General features: G+C 64.1%; 15 protein-coding genes. 9 read left to right on the plus strand and 6 right to left on the minus strand.

Going from position 1 to position 13,629, the window contains the following annotated elements; all coding sequences use genetic code 11:
• Positions 1 to 33: 33 nt before the first annotated feature.
• Positions 34 to 1,446: a sensor histidine kinase gene (locus AC07VU_RS12900; RefSeq protein WP_495029990.1), complete on the minus strand. Its 1,413-nt coding sequence runs from the start codon at positions 1,444 to 1,446 to the stop codon at positions 34 to 36.
• Positions 1,433 to 2,155: a response regulator transcription factor gene (locus tag AC07VU_RS12905; RefSeq protein WP_277589419.1), complete on the minus strand. Its 723-nt coding sequence runs from the start codon at positions 2,153 to 2,155 to the stop codon at positions 1,433 to 1,435. Before AC07VU_RS12905 ends, AC07VU_RS12900 begins: the two co-directional genes overlap by 14 nt.
• Before the next feature lie 220 nt (positions 2,156 to 2,375).
• On the opposite strand from AC07VU_RS12905, the gene AC07VU_RS12910 reads away from it, so the two are divergent.
• The 4 genes from AC07VU_RS12910 to AC07VU_RS12925 all read left to right on the plus strand — a co-directional run bounded on the left by AC07VU_RS12910 (position 2,376) and on the right by AC07VU_RS12925 (position 7,114).
• A complete protein-coding gene (locus tag AC07VU_RS12910) occupies positions 2,376 to 5,129 on the plus strand; it encodes a response regulator (RefSeq protein ID WP_495029991.1) in 2,754 nt (917 codons plus the stop codon).
• A gap of 66 nt (positions 5,130 to 5,195) precedes the next feature.
• Complete coding sequence (locus AC07VU_RS12915) at positions 5,196 to 6,185, plus strand: 2-hydroxyacid dehydrogenase (protein ID WP_274304348.1); 990 nt, start codon at positions 5,196 to 5,198, stop codon at positions 6,183 to 6,185.
• 90 nt (positions 6,186 to 6,275) lie between these two features.
• Positions 6,276 to 6,713, plus strand: coding sequence for a hypothetical protein (locus AC07VU_RS12920; protein WP_009050281.1), 438 nt, complete (start codon positions 6,276 to 6,278; stop codon positions 6,711 to 6,713).
• A complete protein-coding gene (locus AC07VU_RS12925; protein ID WP_007927741.1) occupies positions 6,710 to 7,114 on the plus strand; it encodes an META domain-containing protein in 405 nt (134 codons plus the stop codon). Before AC07VU_RS12920 ends, AC07VU_RS12925 begins: the two co-directional genes overlap by 4 nt.
• 114 nt (positions 7,115 to 7,228) lie before the next feature.
• Here the strand turns inward: AC07VU_RS12925 and AC07VU_RS12930 are convergent, their stop codons facing one another.
• The gene (locus tag AC07VU_RS12930) at positions 7,229 to 7,693 is read right to left on the minus strand and encodes a TlpA disulfide reductase family protein (protein ID WP_495029992.1); all 465 of its coding nucleotides are present in this window, start codon (positions 7,691 to 7,693) and stop codon (positions 7,229 to 7,231) included.
• A 128-nt stretch (positions 7,694 to 7,821) separates the two neighbouring features.
• On the opposite strand from AC07VU_RS12930, the gene arsC reads away from it, so the two are divergent.
• The 3 genes from arsC to AC07VU_RS12945 are packed head-to-tail and all read left to right on the plus strand — an operon-like array spanning position 7,822 to position 9,195.
• The gene (gene arsC / locus AC07VU_RS12935) at positions 7,822 to 8,175 is read left to right on the plus strand and encodes an arsenate reductase (glutaredoxin) (protein ID WP_007931799.1); all 354 of its coding nucleotides are present in this window, start codon (positions 7,822 to 7,824) and stop codon (positions 8,173 to 8,175) included.
• Positions 8,172 to 8,777 (plus strand): NAD(P)H:quinone oxidoreductase, encoded by a 606-nt coding sequence (gene wrbA, locus AC07VU_RS12940; RefSeq protein WP_007931797.1) that lies wholly within the window; start codon positions 8,172 to 8,174, stop codon positions 8,775 to 8,777. The genes arsC and wrbA overlap by 4 nt, the downstream gene beginning before the upstream one ends.
• Positions 8,770 to 9,195, plus strand: a complete 426-nt coding sequence (locus tag AC07VU_RS12945; protein ID WP_053262269.1) for a DUF2069 domain-containing protein — start codon at positions 8,770 to 8,772, stop codon at positions 9,193 to 9,195. Before wrbA ends, AC07VU_RS12945 begins: the two co-directional genes overlap by 8 nt.
• A gap of 111 nt (positions 9,196 to 9,306) precedes the next feature.
• On the opposite strand, the gene AC07VU_RS12950 is transcribed toward AC07VU_RS12945, so the two are convergent.
• Together AC07VU_RS12950 and ttcA are read right to left on the minus strand one after the other, a co-directional pair.
• Entirely contained in the window at positions 9,307 to 9,978 is a 672-nt protein-coding gene (locus AC07VU_RS12950; RefSeq protein WP_009045127.1) for a DNA-3-methyladenine glycosylase I, read from the minus strand.
• A gap of 76 nt (positions 9,979 to 10,054) precedes the next feature.
• Positions 10,055 to 10,879, minus strand: a complete 825-nt coding sequence (ttcA, locus tag AC07VU_RS12955) for a tRNA 2-thiocytidine(32) synthetase TtcA (RefSeq protein ID WP_007931792.1) — start codon at positions 10,877 to 10,879, stop codon at positions 10,055 to 10,057.
• 279 nt (positions 10,880 to 11,158) lie between these two features.
• On the opposite strand from ttcA, the gene AC07VU_RS12960 reads away from it, so the two are divergent.
• Positions 11,159 to 11,761 (plus strand): Yip1 family protein, encoded by a 603-nt coding sequence (locus AC07VU_RS12960; protein ID WP_007931790.1) that lies wholly within the window; start codon positions 11,159 to 11,161, stop codon positions 11,759 to 11,761.
• A gap of 144 nt (positions 11,762 to 11,905) precedes the next feature.
• A complete protein-coding gene (locus tag AC07VU_RS12965; protein WP_007931787.1) occupies positions 11,906 to 12,397 on the plus strand; it encodes a SprT family zinc-dependent metalloprotease in 492 nt (163 codons plus the stop codon).
• Positions 12,398 to 12,413: 16 nt separating this feature from the next.
• On the opposite strand, the gene AC07VU_RS12970 is transcribed toward AC07VU_RS12965, so the two are convergent.
• Entirely contained in the window at positions 12,414 to 13,595 is a 1,182-nt protein-coding gene (locus AC07VU_RS12970) for a CaiB/BaiF CoA transferase family protein (protein ID WP_274304349.1), read from the minus strand.
• Between the last annotated feature and the right edge of the window lie 34 nt (positions 13,596 to 13,629).

Below are 13,629 nucleotides of genomic sequence, written 5' to 3' on the forward strand. Positions count from 1 at the left end.
CGTTCGCAGGCCATATCACGCAAAGTGAGGGTCTTATGGCTTAACGATATAAGGCAGCGAATCAGCTTCGGGCGAAGGCGCTTCCATCACAACCGTAGCCCGCAGGCGCATGTTCAAACGCAGCCCACGCCCGGTATTTTCCGCCCACAGCTGGCCGCCCTGACGCTGCACGGCGTTGCGCGCAATACTCAACCCCAGGCCAAAACCGCCATGGCCCGGGCGCGAGCCGTCGAGGCGGGTAAAAGGATCGAAGATCCGCTGCAGATCGGCGTCGGCCACGCCAGGCCCTTCATCCTCCAGCCACAGCAACCAATGCTCGCCCTGGCGCTGGCCGCCCAGCAGCACACGACCGCCCGCGGGCGAATGGCGAATGGCATTGCGCAGAATGTTTTCCAAGGCCTGGGCCAAGGTATTGAGATTGCCCCGGACCCAGCACGAGGCGTCCAGCGCGCAATGCAGTTGCGTGGCGGACCAGGCGCTTTCGAAGCAGGCGTTTTCCGTGAGCATTTCCCACAGGGCCTGGATCTGGATGTCTTCCTCGGCCAGCGGTGCCCGCTCGGTGTCGAGCCAGGCCAGTTGCAAGGTGTCGTCCACCAGCCGCTGCATGCCATCGACTTCCCGCGCCAGCCGCTCGCGCAGTGCCGGCAGGCTCTGCTCGCCGTCACAGGCGACCCGCAGGCGACTCAGGGGCGTGCGCAATTCATGGGAAAGATCGCGCAGCAATTGTTGCTGCAAGGCCACGGTGCCCTGCAGGCGCTCGGACATCTGGTCGAACGCCCGGCCCAGTTCACCCAACTCGTCCTGGCGACTGGTGGTCTGGCTCGACAGCCGCGCATTCAGTTGATCGGCGCGCCAGGCGTTGGCCTGTTCGCGCAGCTGGTTCAGCGGTACCACCAGCAGTCGATACAGCCCGACACACAGCAGCAGGGTGAACAGGCCAGGAATCACGCCATTGGTCAGCACCCGCCAGAACACCCGGTAGCGCCCGGGCATGAAGCGCTGGGGCAACTCGATCACCAGGCTGCCGGCGGACGGGTCGTTGGGAAACGCAATCTTCAGCCAGGGCAAGCCACGGGTATGCCGGCTGACCGGCCAATCCAGGCCGCGCAGGAATGTCAGGTGCTGGCTCTCGGCTTCGCTCAGCGGATAGCTGCTCAGCGATTGCAGGTCGCGGCCGATGACCCCGACCCAATGGCGCTCGCGCTCAGCCATGCCCTGCAGCCAGGCATCGACCCCGGCACTCTGCCCCTGGTTCCAGGCCTGTTCGGCTTCGGCGGCGTAGCCGGTCAGCGTGCCGCGGGCCTCGTCGGAAAGGAACAGGTTCTTCTGTTCCATGTAGCGGCCCCAGGACCAGCTCAGCCAGATCATCAGCAGGCAGAACGCGACCAACAGGCAGGCCAGCTTCCAGAACAGCGAATGCCTGCCGGGCAGCTCAGGCCATTTCATCGGCGGCACTCAGCACATAGCCCTTGCCCCAGACCGTGCGCACCTCCCGCGCGACATAACCGACGGCCTTGAGTTTGCGGCGGATCTGGCTGATGTGCATGTCCAGGCTGCGATCATGGGGCGCATAGCCGCGCTGCAGCACATGCTGATAAAGGAAGGGTTTGCTCAGGACCTCGTCGCCGTTGCGGTTGAGCGTCTCCAGCAGGCGGTATTCGCTGCGGGTCAGCCCGGCCCACTGTTGCCCGTAATGCACGTCGCACAGCTCGTCGTCGAAACGCAGGCCCTGGGCTTCCTGCCTGAGCGGCGCCGGGGCCGGCCGGCGATCCAGGGCCACGCGCCGCAGGATGGCTTCGATCCGTACCCGCAGCTCGGCCATGCTGAAGGGCTTGGGCAGATAATCGTCGGCCCCCAGGCGAAAACCGCTGATGCGATCGGCCTCGGCTCCCAGCGCCGACATCAGCAGCACCGGCGTGGAATGGCTCTGGCGAAAATGGGTGAGCACCGTCAGCCCGTCCATCCCCGGCAGGAGGATATCCATCAGCACCACATCGAAAGGTTGCTGGCGAGCCATCGTCAGGCCTTCCTGGCCGTTCTGGCACCAGGTGACATCAAACCCACAACGGCCCAATTGCTCGTGCACATAGGCACCGAGCACCAGGTCGTCTTCGATACTCAGGATCCGGGGATGGCTGACAGATACGGGATTCATTAGCTTCTGCAAGTAATTCTCAGTTGGGCGATTATTCAAGATTGTCCGCGGCCGGGCAACCGACACCGGTCGACAAAGCGCTCGCTAAACCGCGGCACCTGAGCGGTTCGACGGTTAATTTTGCGAAGATTGCGGCAAAGCAAATGGCTACACTGCGCAGGTGGTGCGCACCGGATGTGCGCAGGGTTCATTCAAAACGGCGTGGTAGCAGGAGAGTTGCGTGCTTAAGAAACTGGGGATCAAAGGCCGCGTGCTGTTACTGACCTTGCTGCCAACCAGCCTGATGGCGTTGGTGCTGGGCGGTTATTTCACCTGGATGCAGCAGTCGGACCTGCAAACCCAGCTTCTGCAACGCGGCGAAATGATCGCCGAGCAACTGGCGCCCCTGGTGGCACCGGCCCTGGCCCACAAGAACACCGCCCTGCTGGAACGCATCGCCACCCAGTCCCTGGAACAGCAGGACGTGCGCGCAGTGACCTTCCTCGCGCCCGACCGCACGCCCCTGGCCCATGCCGGCCCGAGCATGCTCAACCAGGCGCCGACCGGTAACGGCAGCCAGATGCTGCAACGCACCGGCAGCGACGCCACCCGCTATCTGCTGCCGGTGTTCGGCCGCCACCGCAACCTGGCCGGCGACCTGATTCCCGACGAGTCCGACCGCCTGCTCGGCTGGGTCGAGCTGGAGCTGTCCCATAACAGCATGCTGTTGCGCGGCTACCGCAGCCTGTTCGCCAGCCTGCTGCTGATTATCGCCGGGCTGATCTGCACCGGCCTGCTGGCGCTGCGCATGGGGCGCACCATCAACAACCCGCTGAGCCAGATCAAACATGCCGTTACCCAACTCAAGGACGGCAACCTGGAAACCCGCCTGCCCTTGCTCGGCAGCCAGGAGCTGGACGAACTGGCCTCGGGCATCAACCGCATGGCCGGCACCCTGCAGAATGCCCAGGAAGAATTGCAACACAGCATCGACCAGGCCACCGAGGACGTCCGGCAAAACCTGGAAACCATCGAGATCCAGAACATCGAACTGGACCTGGCGCGCAAGGAGGCCCTGGAGGCCAGCCGGATCAAATCGGAATTCCTGGCCAACATGAGTCACGAAATCCGCACGCCGCTCAACGGCATCCTCGGTTTCACCCACCTGTTGCAGAAAAGCGAACTGACCCCGCGCCAGCTGGATTACCTGGGCACCATCGAAAAGTCCGCCGACAGCCTGCTGGGAATCATCAACGAAATTCTCGACTTCTCGAAAATCGAAGCCGGCAAGCTGGTGCTCGACAGTATTCCGTTCAACCTGCGCGACCTGTTGCAGGACACCCTGACCATCCTCGCCCCGGCCGCCCACGCCAAGCAGCTGGAACTGGTCAGCCTGGTGTATCGCGATACCCCGCTGTCGCTGGTGGGCGACCCGCTGCGCCTCAAGCAGATCCTCACCAACCTGGTGAGCAACGCCATCAAGTTCACCCGCGAAGGCACCATCGTCGCCCGCGCCATGCTCGAAGAAGAACACGAAGACAGCGTGCAACTGCGCATCAGCATTCAGGACACCGGCATCGGCCTGTCGAACCAGGACGTGCGCGCCCTGTTCCAGGCCTTCAGCCAGGCCGACAACTCGTTGTCGCGCCAGCCTGGCGGTACCGGCCTGGGGCTGGTGATTTCCAAGCGCCTGATCGAACAGATGGGTGGCGAGATCGGCGTCGACAGCACGCCCGGCGAAGGTTCGGAGTGCTGGATCAGCCTGCGCCTGCCGAAAACCCGCGACGACGCCGAAGACCTGCCCGCCCCGCCGCTGCTCGGCAGGCGGATTGCGGTCCTGGAGAACCATGAGCTGGCGCGCCAGGCCCTGCAGCATCAACTCGAGGACTGCGGCCTGGAAGTGACGCCGTTCAATACCCTGGAAGCCCTGACCAACGGCGTGACCGGAGTGCATCAGACCGAACAGGCGATCGATCTGGCGGTGCTCGGCATCACCACCAACGACATGCCGCCGGAACGCCTCAACCAGCACATCTGGGACCTCGAACACCTGGGCTGCAAAGTACTGGTGCTGTGCCCGACCACCGAACAGACGCTCTTCCACCTCTCGGTGCCCAACCCTCACAGCCAGTTGCAGGCCAAACCAGCCTGCACCCGCAAACTGCGGCGCGCCCTGGCCGACCTGGTCAACCCCAAGGTGGTGCGCAACGAGCCGAGCGAACCGATCGCCAGTCGCCCGCCACGGGTGCTGTGTGTCGATGACAACCCGGCCAACCTGCTGCTGGTGCAGACCCTGCTCGAAGACATGGGCGCCAAGGTGCTCGCAGTCGACAGCGGCTATGCGGCGGTCAAGGCGGTGCAGAATGAATCCTTCGATCTGGTGATGATGGACGTGCAGATGCCCGGCATGGACGGCCGCCAGAGCACCGAGGCGATTCGCCAGTGGGAGAGCGAACGCAACTGCACGCCGCTGCCGGTGATCGCCCTCACCGCCCACGCCATGGCCAACGAAAAACGCGCGCTGCTGCAAAGCGGCATGGACGACTACCTGACCAAGCCCATCAGTGAGCGGCAACTGGCTCAGGTGGTGCTGAAGTGGACCGGTCTGGCCCTGCGCAACCAGGGGCCGGAACGCACCGGCGAACCGTCCGGCAACGGCCTCGAGCTGCAAGTGCTGGATCACGACGAAGGTTTGCGCCTGGCCGCCGGCAAGGCGGACCTGGCCGCCGACATGCTGGCGATGCTCCTGGCCTCGCTGGAGGCCGACCGTGAAGCGATTCGCGCCGCCCGTGCCGCCAACGACCACAATGCGCTGATCGAACGGGTCCACCGTCTGCACGGGGCGACCCGCTACTGTGGAGTGCCGCAGTTGCGCGCCGCCTGCCAGCGCAGCGAAACCCTGCTCAAGCAGGAAGACGTCAAGGCCTTCGCCGCCCTCGACGAACTCGAACGGGCCATCAACCGCCTGGCCACGGAGGCCCGCATCAACGCCTGACCCAGGGCAACGACAGGTTTGCCCTGAAGGTTCATGCTCGGGGCAACCTCCCACAAGGACGACGCCATGCGCACGATTCTCTTCAGCAGCCAGAACTATGACCGCGACAGCTTCCTCGGCACCGAGCTGCCGCCGGGCATCGAGCTACAGTTCCAGGCCGCGCGCCTGAGCCTGGACACCGCGGCGCTGGCGGAGCACCACGAGGTGGTCTGCGCCTTTATCAATGACGACCTGAGCGCCCCGGTGCTGGAGCAACTGGCCGCCGGCGGCACGCGCCTGATCGCGCTGCGCTCGGCCGGCTACAACCATGTCGACCTGGCCGCGGCCAAACGCCTGGGCCTGAGCGTGGTCCGGGTCCCGGCCTATTCTCCCCATGCCGTGGCTGAGCATGCCGTGGCCCTGATCCTGGCGCTGAACCGCCGCCTGCACCGCGCCTACAACCGCACCCGCGAAGGCGACTTCAGCCTGCACGGCCTGACCGGCTTCGACCTGGTGGGAAAAACCGTCGGCATCGTCGGCACCGGGCAGATCGGCGCCACCTTTGCCCGGATCATGGCCGGCTTCGGCTGCCAGTTGCTGGCCCACGATCCCTTTCCCAACCCGCAAGTCGAGGCCCTGGGCGCACGTTACCTGAGCCTGCCGGAGCTGCTGGCCCAGGCGCAGATCATCAGCCTGCACTGCCCGCTCACCGCCGACAGCAAACACCTGATCAACCGCCAGAGCCTGGCCCGGATGCAACCGGGCGCAATGCTGATCAACACCGGCCGCGGCGGCCTGGTGGATACCCCGGCACTGATCGAGGCCCTGAAGAACGGCCAACTGGGCTACCTGGGGCTGGATGTCTACGAAGAGGAGGCGCAGCTGTTCTTCGAGGACCGCTCCGACCTGCCGCTACAGGACGACGTGCTGGCGCGGCTGCTGACCTTCCCCAACGTGATTGTCACCGCCCACCAGGCGTTCCTCACCCGCGAGGCCCTGGCGGCGATCGCCGACACCACCTTGCGCAACATCGCCGCCTGGGCCGCCGGCGCGCCCTGCAACCGAGTGGAAGGCTGAGTCGACGGACCGGCGGTAAGCGAAGGTCATCTGCCTGCAACCTGAGATATCGGGGTGCGTGCTAGCATACGCGCCAGATTTGGAGGACCCATGGTCGAACACGATTTCCGCTACAGCCTGATGAACCCGCAACACACCCTGATCGAATGCCGCGCCCTGGTGCCCGGCCGCTATCAGGTCACCGGCAACGGTGGTTCCATCCGCAACGACGACGTGCTGATCGTCACCCTCAAGGGCAGCAAGGACCTGTCGATGCGCCTGACGGTGGAAACCGTGCGGCACCTGATCAACCCGGTCGGCCAGTGGGTCGCCGTGGCCCGTGGTCCGGTATTCGGCGAGCTGGCGATCCATCAGTGGCAGGTCAACTGCGACAGCTGCGCGGCCGAGCTGAGCTTCGAGTTCGCGGTGGACGCCAAGCTGGGCAGCAAGGCGCAAAAGCCCGCGGCCAGCGCGCGGATCGCCGAGCTGGGCTGGATCAGCGAAGGGGAAAAACACCTGTGCCCGAAATGCCAGCGAGCCGCCCAATGAAACGCCTGGCGTTGACCGCCGCGTTCGGCGCCGGCCTGCTGGGTTGCGCGGCGGAGCCGGTGAAACTGCAGCAGGATCGCAGCTACATCCTGGAGTGGATCGGCGAGCGTCCGCTGATCGACTACAGCCACCTGACCATCACCCTCGGTGAAGACGGTCGCGCCTACGGCAACGGCGGCTGCAACCACTGGTTCGCGCCCTATACCCTGGACGGCGACAAGCTCAGCTTCGGCAAGGTCGGCAGTACCCGCAAGCTGTGCGCGCCAGCCCTGATGGAGCAGGAACGACGCTTCCTGCAGGCGCTGGAAACCGTCCAGCGCTGGGACATTTCCCCAATCGAGCAAGTGCGCTTCTGGCCGGCCGAAGGCAAGCCGTTGCGCTGGTGGCTCGAGGAAGGTTGACCGCCCCTCTTGTAGCCGCTGCCGCAGGCTGCGATAAGGTCCGCAGGACCTTCAGCGATCCCGAGATCGCAACGGCCTTGCAGGCCGATCGCAGCCCGCGGCAGCGGCTACAGATCAATGCCCGCGCAGGGCTTCCAGCTTCGCCATCACACCCGCCGCGGTCTGTTCGCCCATCAGTTGCTCACGCACCTTGCCCTGGTCATCGATGATGTAGGTCACCGGCAAGCCTTCGCTGCGTGGCAAGTCGAAAATCTCCGCCGGGTTCTGCGCCAGCACGGTGAACTTGATCCCCAGTTTTTCACTGGCGCTCTTCAGTTCTTCGCCCTGCACATTATCGAAATTGACCCCCAGCACACTCACCGGCTGGCCCTTGAGCCCTTCGGCCAATGCATTGAGCTCGGGAATCTCGGTGCGGCACGGCCCACACCATTCGGCCCAGTAATTGAGCACCAGCCACTGCTTGTCCACACGCTCGGCGGCGACTTTCCGGCCATATTGATCGACCCCGTAATCGTTACCGCAGCCGCTCAGCAACAAAGTGCCGATGATCACCAATGCCGCTGCCAGTTGCCTTGCCATGCCTTGATCCTTGTATTGAAAAAAACCGTCAAACCCGCTTTCTCGTGCGACCCATCGCCTCGCAAGGTTCAGGACTGCCCGTCGCACAGGTAGAATAGCCGCCACCTTACGCAAGATGCGACCCGCCCATGACCGATCTGACGCTTTATCACAACCCGCGCTGCTCGAAATCCCGCGGTGCGCTGGAACTGCTGGAAGCCCGTGGCCTGACCCCGACCGTGGTCCGCTACCTGGAAACCCCGCTCGATGCCGCCCAGCTGCAAAGCCTGCTGGGCAAGCTCGGGATCGGCGCCCGCCAGCTGCTGCGCACCGGCGAAGACGAGTACAAGACCCTCAACCTGGCCGACGCCAGCCTCAGCGAAGCGCAGCTGATCGCCGCCATCGCCGCGCACCCGAAACTCATGGAACGGCCGATTCTCGAAGTCGGCGACAAGGCCATCATCGGCCGGCCGCCGGAGAACGTGCTGGAGATCCTGCCTTGAGTACGCCGTACATCCTGGTTCTCTACTACAGCCGCAACGGCTCGACCAACGAGATGGCCCGGCAGATCGCCCGGGGCATCGAACAAGGTGGCATGGAAGCGCGCCTGCGCACCGTGCCGGCGATATCCGCCGACTGCGAGGCCGTGGCTCCGAGCATCCCGGAAGACGGCGCGCTGTACGCCAGCCTCGACGACCTGAAGCACTGCTCCGGCCTGGCCTTGGGCAGTCCGACCCGGTTCGGCAACATGGCCGCGCCGCTGAAGTATTTCCTCGACGGCACCAGCAACCTGTGGCTGACCGGCGCCCTGGTGGGCAAGCCGGCCGGGGTGTTCACCTCCACCGCCAGCCTGCACGGCGGCCAGGAAACCACCCTGTTGTCGATGATGCTGCCGCTGCTGCACCACGGCATGCTGATCACCGGCCTGCCCTACAGCGAATCGGCCCTGCTGGAAACCCGTGGCGGTGGCACGCCTTACGGGGCCAGCCACCATGCCGGCGCCGACGGCAAGAGCCCGCTGAACGAGCACGAGGTCGCCCTCTGTCGCGCCCTGGGCCTGCGCCTGGCCAAGACTGCCCTGCAACTGGAGAGCAGCCGTGGCTAAAAAGCCGAAGATCCTGCCGGCCATCGAATGGCTGGAGCCGCGCGTACGCATCACCCGGGTGCTGAGCCTGATCTGCTTTTTCGGCCTGGTCGGCCTGCTCTGCGGCTACTACCTGTTCGTCGCCGACCTGCATGGCGCCCGGCCCTGGGTGATCCTGCTGATCGAACTGGTGCCGCTGCTGTTGATGGCGCCGGGCATGCTGGTGGGCAGCGCCCGCGGGCATTCCTGGATGTGCTTTGTGGTGAACCTGTATTTCATCAAGGGCGCGCTGGCTGCCTACGACCCGAACCGGCAACTGTTCGGCATCCTGGAGATGCTGGCCAGCCTGGCAGTGTTCTGCTCGGCCCTGCTCTACGTGCGCTGGCGCTTCCAGCTCAACCGCAAACTGGCGGGCGAAGGCCAGGTCAGCGCCGCCTGACGGCGCGCTATCGCGGGCAGGCCTCACCCCTACAGAGCACCCAGTACTTCTGTAGGAGCGAAGCTTGCTCGCGATGAACGATGACGCGGTACTCCAGGGAACACACCCCGATCAGTGATTGACCGTATACGCCAGCATCATCGAGATCTGGCACAGCGGCCGGCCACTTTCGGCGTGCCACTGGTTGAAGGCGCCCTGCACGGTGGCCAGGTCCTTGAGGCTGCTGGGCACCTTGTCGATAATCTGCTGCGCGTTCAGCGCCGCCACCACGTCATAGGTCGGTACGAAGGTGTCCTTGCCGACCATCCGCAGAAAGCGCGGGGCCGACAGGCCGCCCAACTGGTGACCGTGCTTGGCCAGGTACTTCCACAGGCCGACGATGTCGGTCACCGGCCAGTCGGCGATCAAGGCGCCGAAACTGCCCTTCTCCTTTTCCACGTCGAGCACCATCTGCGCGTTGCGCGGCACGCTCTTGAGCTTGCCCAGGTGGCGAATGATCCGCGTGTCCTGCATCAGCCGCTCGAGGTGCTCGGCGCCCATCAGCACCACTTTCTGTGGGTCGAAGCCAAAGAACACCTCTTCGAAGGCCGGCCACTTGGCGTCCACCAGGCTGTGCTTCAAGCCGGCGCGGAATACCCGCAGGGCCAGGGTCGAGAGGTAACGGTCATCGCTGATCTTGCGCAATTGCGCCGGGGTTTTCGGCACCGGCAGATGGGCTTCCAGCTCGGCCGCCGAACCGAAGCGGTTCAGACAGTATTCGTGCAGCCACTTGTAATCGCGCATGCCCTCTCCTAATGACGATAAAGAAACGGCGCTCGAAGGAGCGCCGTGATTCCACGATACAGAGCCGCGAGACGACTCAGAGGTTCACCACATTGACGAAACGCGAAGCCGCGGTTTCATCGATCTTCAGGCTGGTGAAGTCGAACAGGTTGCGGTCCGCCAACTGCGATGGCACCACGTTCTGCAGGCCGCGGAAAATGCTTTCGGTACGGCCCGGGGTCTTGCGTTCCCATTCCTGGAGCATTTCCTTGACCACCTGGCGCTGCAGGTTTTCCTGGGAGCCGCAGAGGTTGCACGGGATGATCGGGAACTGCTTGAGGTCGGAATAGGCCTGGATGTCCTTCTCGCTGCAATAGGCCAGGGGGCGAATTACCACATTACGCCCATCGTCGGCCCGCAGCTTGGGCGGCATGGCCTTGAGCGAGCCGTTGTAGAACATATTGAGAAAGAAGGTCTCGACGATGTCGTCCCGGTGGTGACCCAGGGCCATCTTGGTCGCGCCGATCTCGTCGGCGAAGGTGTACAGGGTGCCGCGACGCAGGCGCGAGCACAGCGAACAGGTGGTCTTGCCTTCCGGTATCAGTTCCTTGACCACCGAATAGGTGTCCTTCTCGACGATGTGGTATTCCACGCCCAACGTCTCGAGGTAGGCCGGCAATACGTGCTCGGGGAACCCGGGCTGCTTCTGGTCCATGTTCACGGCGACGATGTCGAACTTGATCGGTGCAACCTTCTGCAGGTGCATCAGCACATCGAGCATGGTGTAGCTGTCCTTGCCGCCGGACAGGCAGACCATGACCTTGTCGCCGTCTTCGATCATGTTGAAGTCGGCGACCGCTTCCCCGGCCTGGCGGCGCAAGCGTTTCTGCAGTTTGTTCTGGTTGACCGTAAGAGTGCCCATGGCGCTTGAAATCCGCGGTGTGTGACGAAAAGCCGGTCATTTTACGCAAAAACCGCGCACGGGCGAAGCGCCGGGCGCCAGTCGACCGATCAAATCGCCGAATGCGATTACCAGCCGCGCCGACAGCGCGATTTGCTCTAACACCCATGACCTTTGCAGGTCAGTCCTTTCTATACTGCGACATAAGGTCGCACACATATTCAGACCTTTACTTACTTGGCCGCTGGCCCGTAGGCGCTCCGTTGGGGGGCGATGGCAATAACAAAGGAGTGACTGACTATGATTCATCATGTCGTGGGACTCTTCACCCACCCCGATCAGGAATGGCGAGAAATACGTGGCGACGAAGAGGAAAGCATCAGCCACATGTACCTCACCCACACGCTGATTCTCGCGGCGATTCCGGCGATTTCGGCGTTTATCGGCACCACCCAGGTCGGTTGGGTCATCGGCAATCGAGCACCGGTCATGCTGACCATGGAAAGCGCACTGTGGATGACCATCATGTCGTACCTGGCAATGCTGGGCGGGGTCGCGGTCATGGGCGCCTTCGTCCACTGGATGGCCCGCACCTACGACGCCAGTCCGAGCCTGGCGCGCTGCATCGCGTTCGCCACCTATACCGCGACGCCCCTGTTCATCGGTGGCCTGGCGGCGCTGTATCCGCACATGTGGCTCGGCATGATCGTCGGCACAGCCGCCATCTGCTACACCGTCTACCTGTTGTATGTCGGGTTGCCGACCTTCATGAACATTCCCTCGGACGAAGGTTTCCTGTTCTCAAGCTCCGTACTGGCCGTTGGGCTGGTGGTGCTGGTCGCGATCATGGCGTTCACCGTGATCGTCTGGGGTCTTGGCGTCGGCCCCGTTTACACCAACTGACGTCGCTCAAAAAACCAACACAATCTGCCAACACAGGCCGCCGCAAGGCGGCCTTCTAATCTGCGCAACGACCATTCGGCGCCTGGACGATTCGGAATGCATCGGCTTTGCGGCATACTCACCCGCTCTGGAGAGCCGTTAAGCATGCCCGAGCAACTCAATACCCGCGTCGAAGACTGTTTCCAACTCGCTGAATCCTTTTTCAAACGACCTTTCAAACGCCCGGTGGTCAGCCTCAAGTTGCGCGGTCAGAAAGCCGGTGTCGCCCACCTGCACGAGAACCTGCTGCGCTTCAACCCGCAGCTGTACCGGGAAAACACCGAAGACTTCCTCAAACAGACCGTGGCCCATGAAGTCGCGCACCTGATCGCCCACCAACTGTTCGGCGAGCGCATTCAGCCCCACGGCGAAGAATGGCAACTGATCATGCGCGGCGTGTACGAACTGCCGCCCAATCGCTGCCACACCTACGAGATCCAGCGCCGCAGCGTGACCCGCTACATCTACCGCTGCCCCTGCGACAACGATTTCCCGTTTTCCGCCCAGCGCCACCGCCTAGTCGCCCAGGGCCGGCGTTATCTGTGCCGGCGCTGCCGGCACACCCTGGTGTTCAGTGGCGAGATGCGGGTGGAGTGAACCCGGCCCTGGCGCCCTACAGGATGACCCGGCCCTGGCGTAGCTCAGCGATGCGCTGCGCGCTGTAACCCAGCTCGACAAGCACCTGGTCGCTATGGGCGCCCAGTTCCGCCCCGATATGCCGAGGCTCCGGCAGCCCCTGGGAAAACTTCAACGGACAGGCCATCTGCGCCTGGTAGCTGCCATCGCCACGCGGCACCTGGCTGACCAGTTGCCGTGCCTGCAGCTGCGGATGCGCCACCGCCTCCGCCAGGCCCAGCACCGGTTCGACGCAGGCGTCGACCCCAGCAAACAACTCGCAGAGCTCGGCAAAATCGTGCTTCTCGAACTCGACCTGCAAGGCCTGCTTGAGCGCCTGCTGTTGTTCCGGCTGCGGTGACAGCCCCTGGGCTGCCAGTTCCGGACGCCCCAGGGCCTTGCACAGCGCCTGCATGAACGGCGGCTCCAGGCTGCCCACCGACAGCCAGCGACCATCCCGACTGCGGTAATAGTCATAGAAGCTGCCGCCATTGAGCACCTGCTGCTCCGCCGCGGGTTCGATCCCGCACGCCAGGTAGCCGGCTCCGGCCATGGCGTTCAGGCTGAACACGCAATCGGTCATGCTCACGTCCAGGTACTGCCCCAGGCCGCTGTGCTGGCGGGCAATCACCGCCGCCAGCAGGCCGATGACCCCATGCAGCGAACCGCCGGCGATATCCGCCGCCTGGATGCCCAGGGGCAACGGCCCACTGTCCTTGCGCCCGGTGTAGCTGGCCAGGCCCGCCAGGGCCAGGTAATTGATGTCGTGGCCGGCGCGGTCCCGGTACGGGCCGGTCTGGCCGTAACCGGTGATCGAGACATAGATCAGCTTCGGGTTGAGCGCCTTCAGCGCCTCGTAGCCCAGCCCCAGGCGCTCCATCACCCCGGGGCGGAACTGCTCCAGGACGATGTCGTATTCCAGCACCAGTTGGCGGATCACCTCCAGCGCCTCGGGCTGCTTGAGGTCCAGCGCCAGGCTGCGCTTATTGCGATTGAGGTAGGCATGGCTGGCGGAGACGCCCTGATCGTGGGGAGGCAGCACGCGCAGCAGGTCCATGCGGGTCGGCGATTCGATGCGCAGCACCTCGGCGCCCATGTCCGCCAGCAGCAAGGAGGCGAACGGCCCCGGCAGCAGCGTGGAGAAATCCAGTACCTTGAGTGACGCCAGTGGCCCTTGCATGAGCACCCTCCCTTGCCGATTGACTGCCCACAGA

It is taken from the genome of Pseudomonas sp. GW821-FHT02B10, assembly GCF_059421865.1.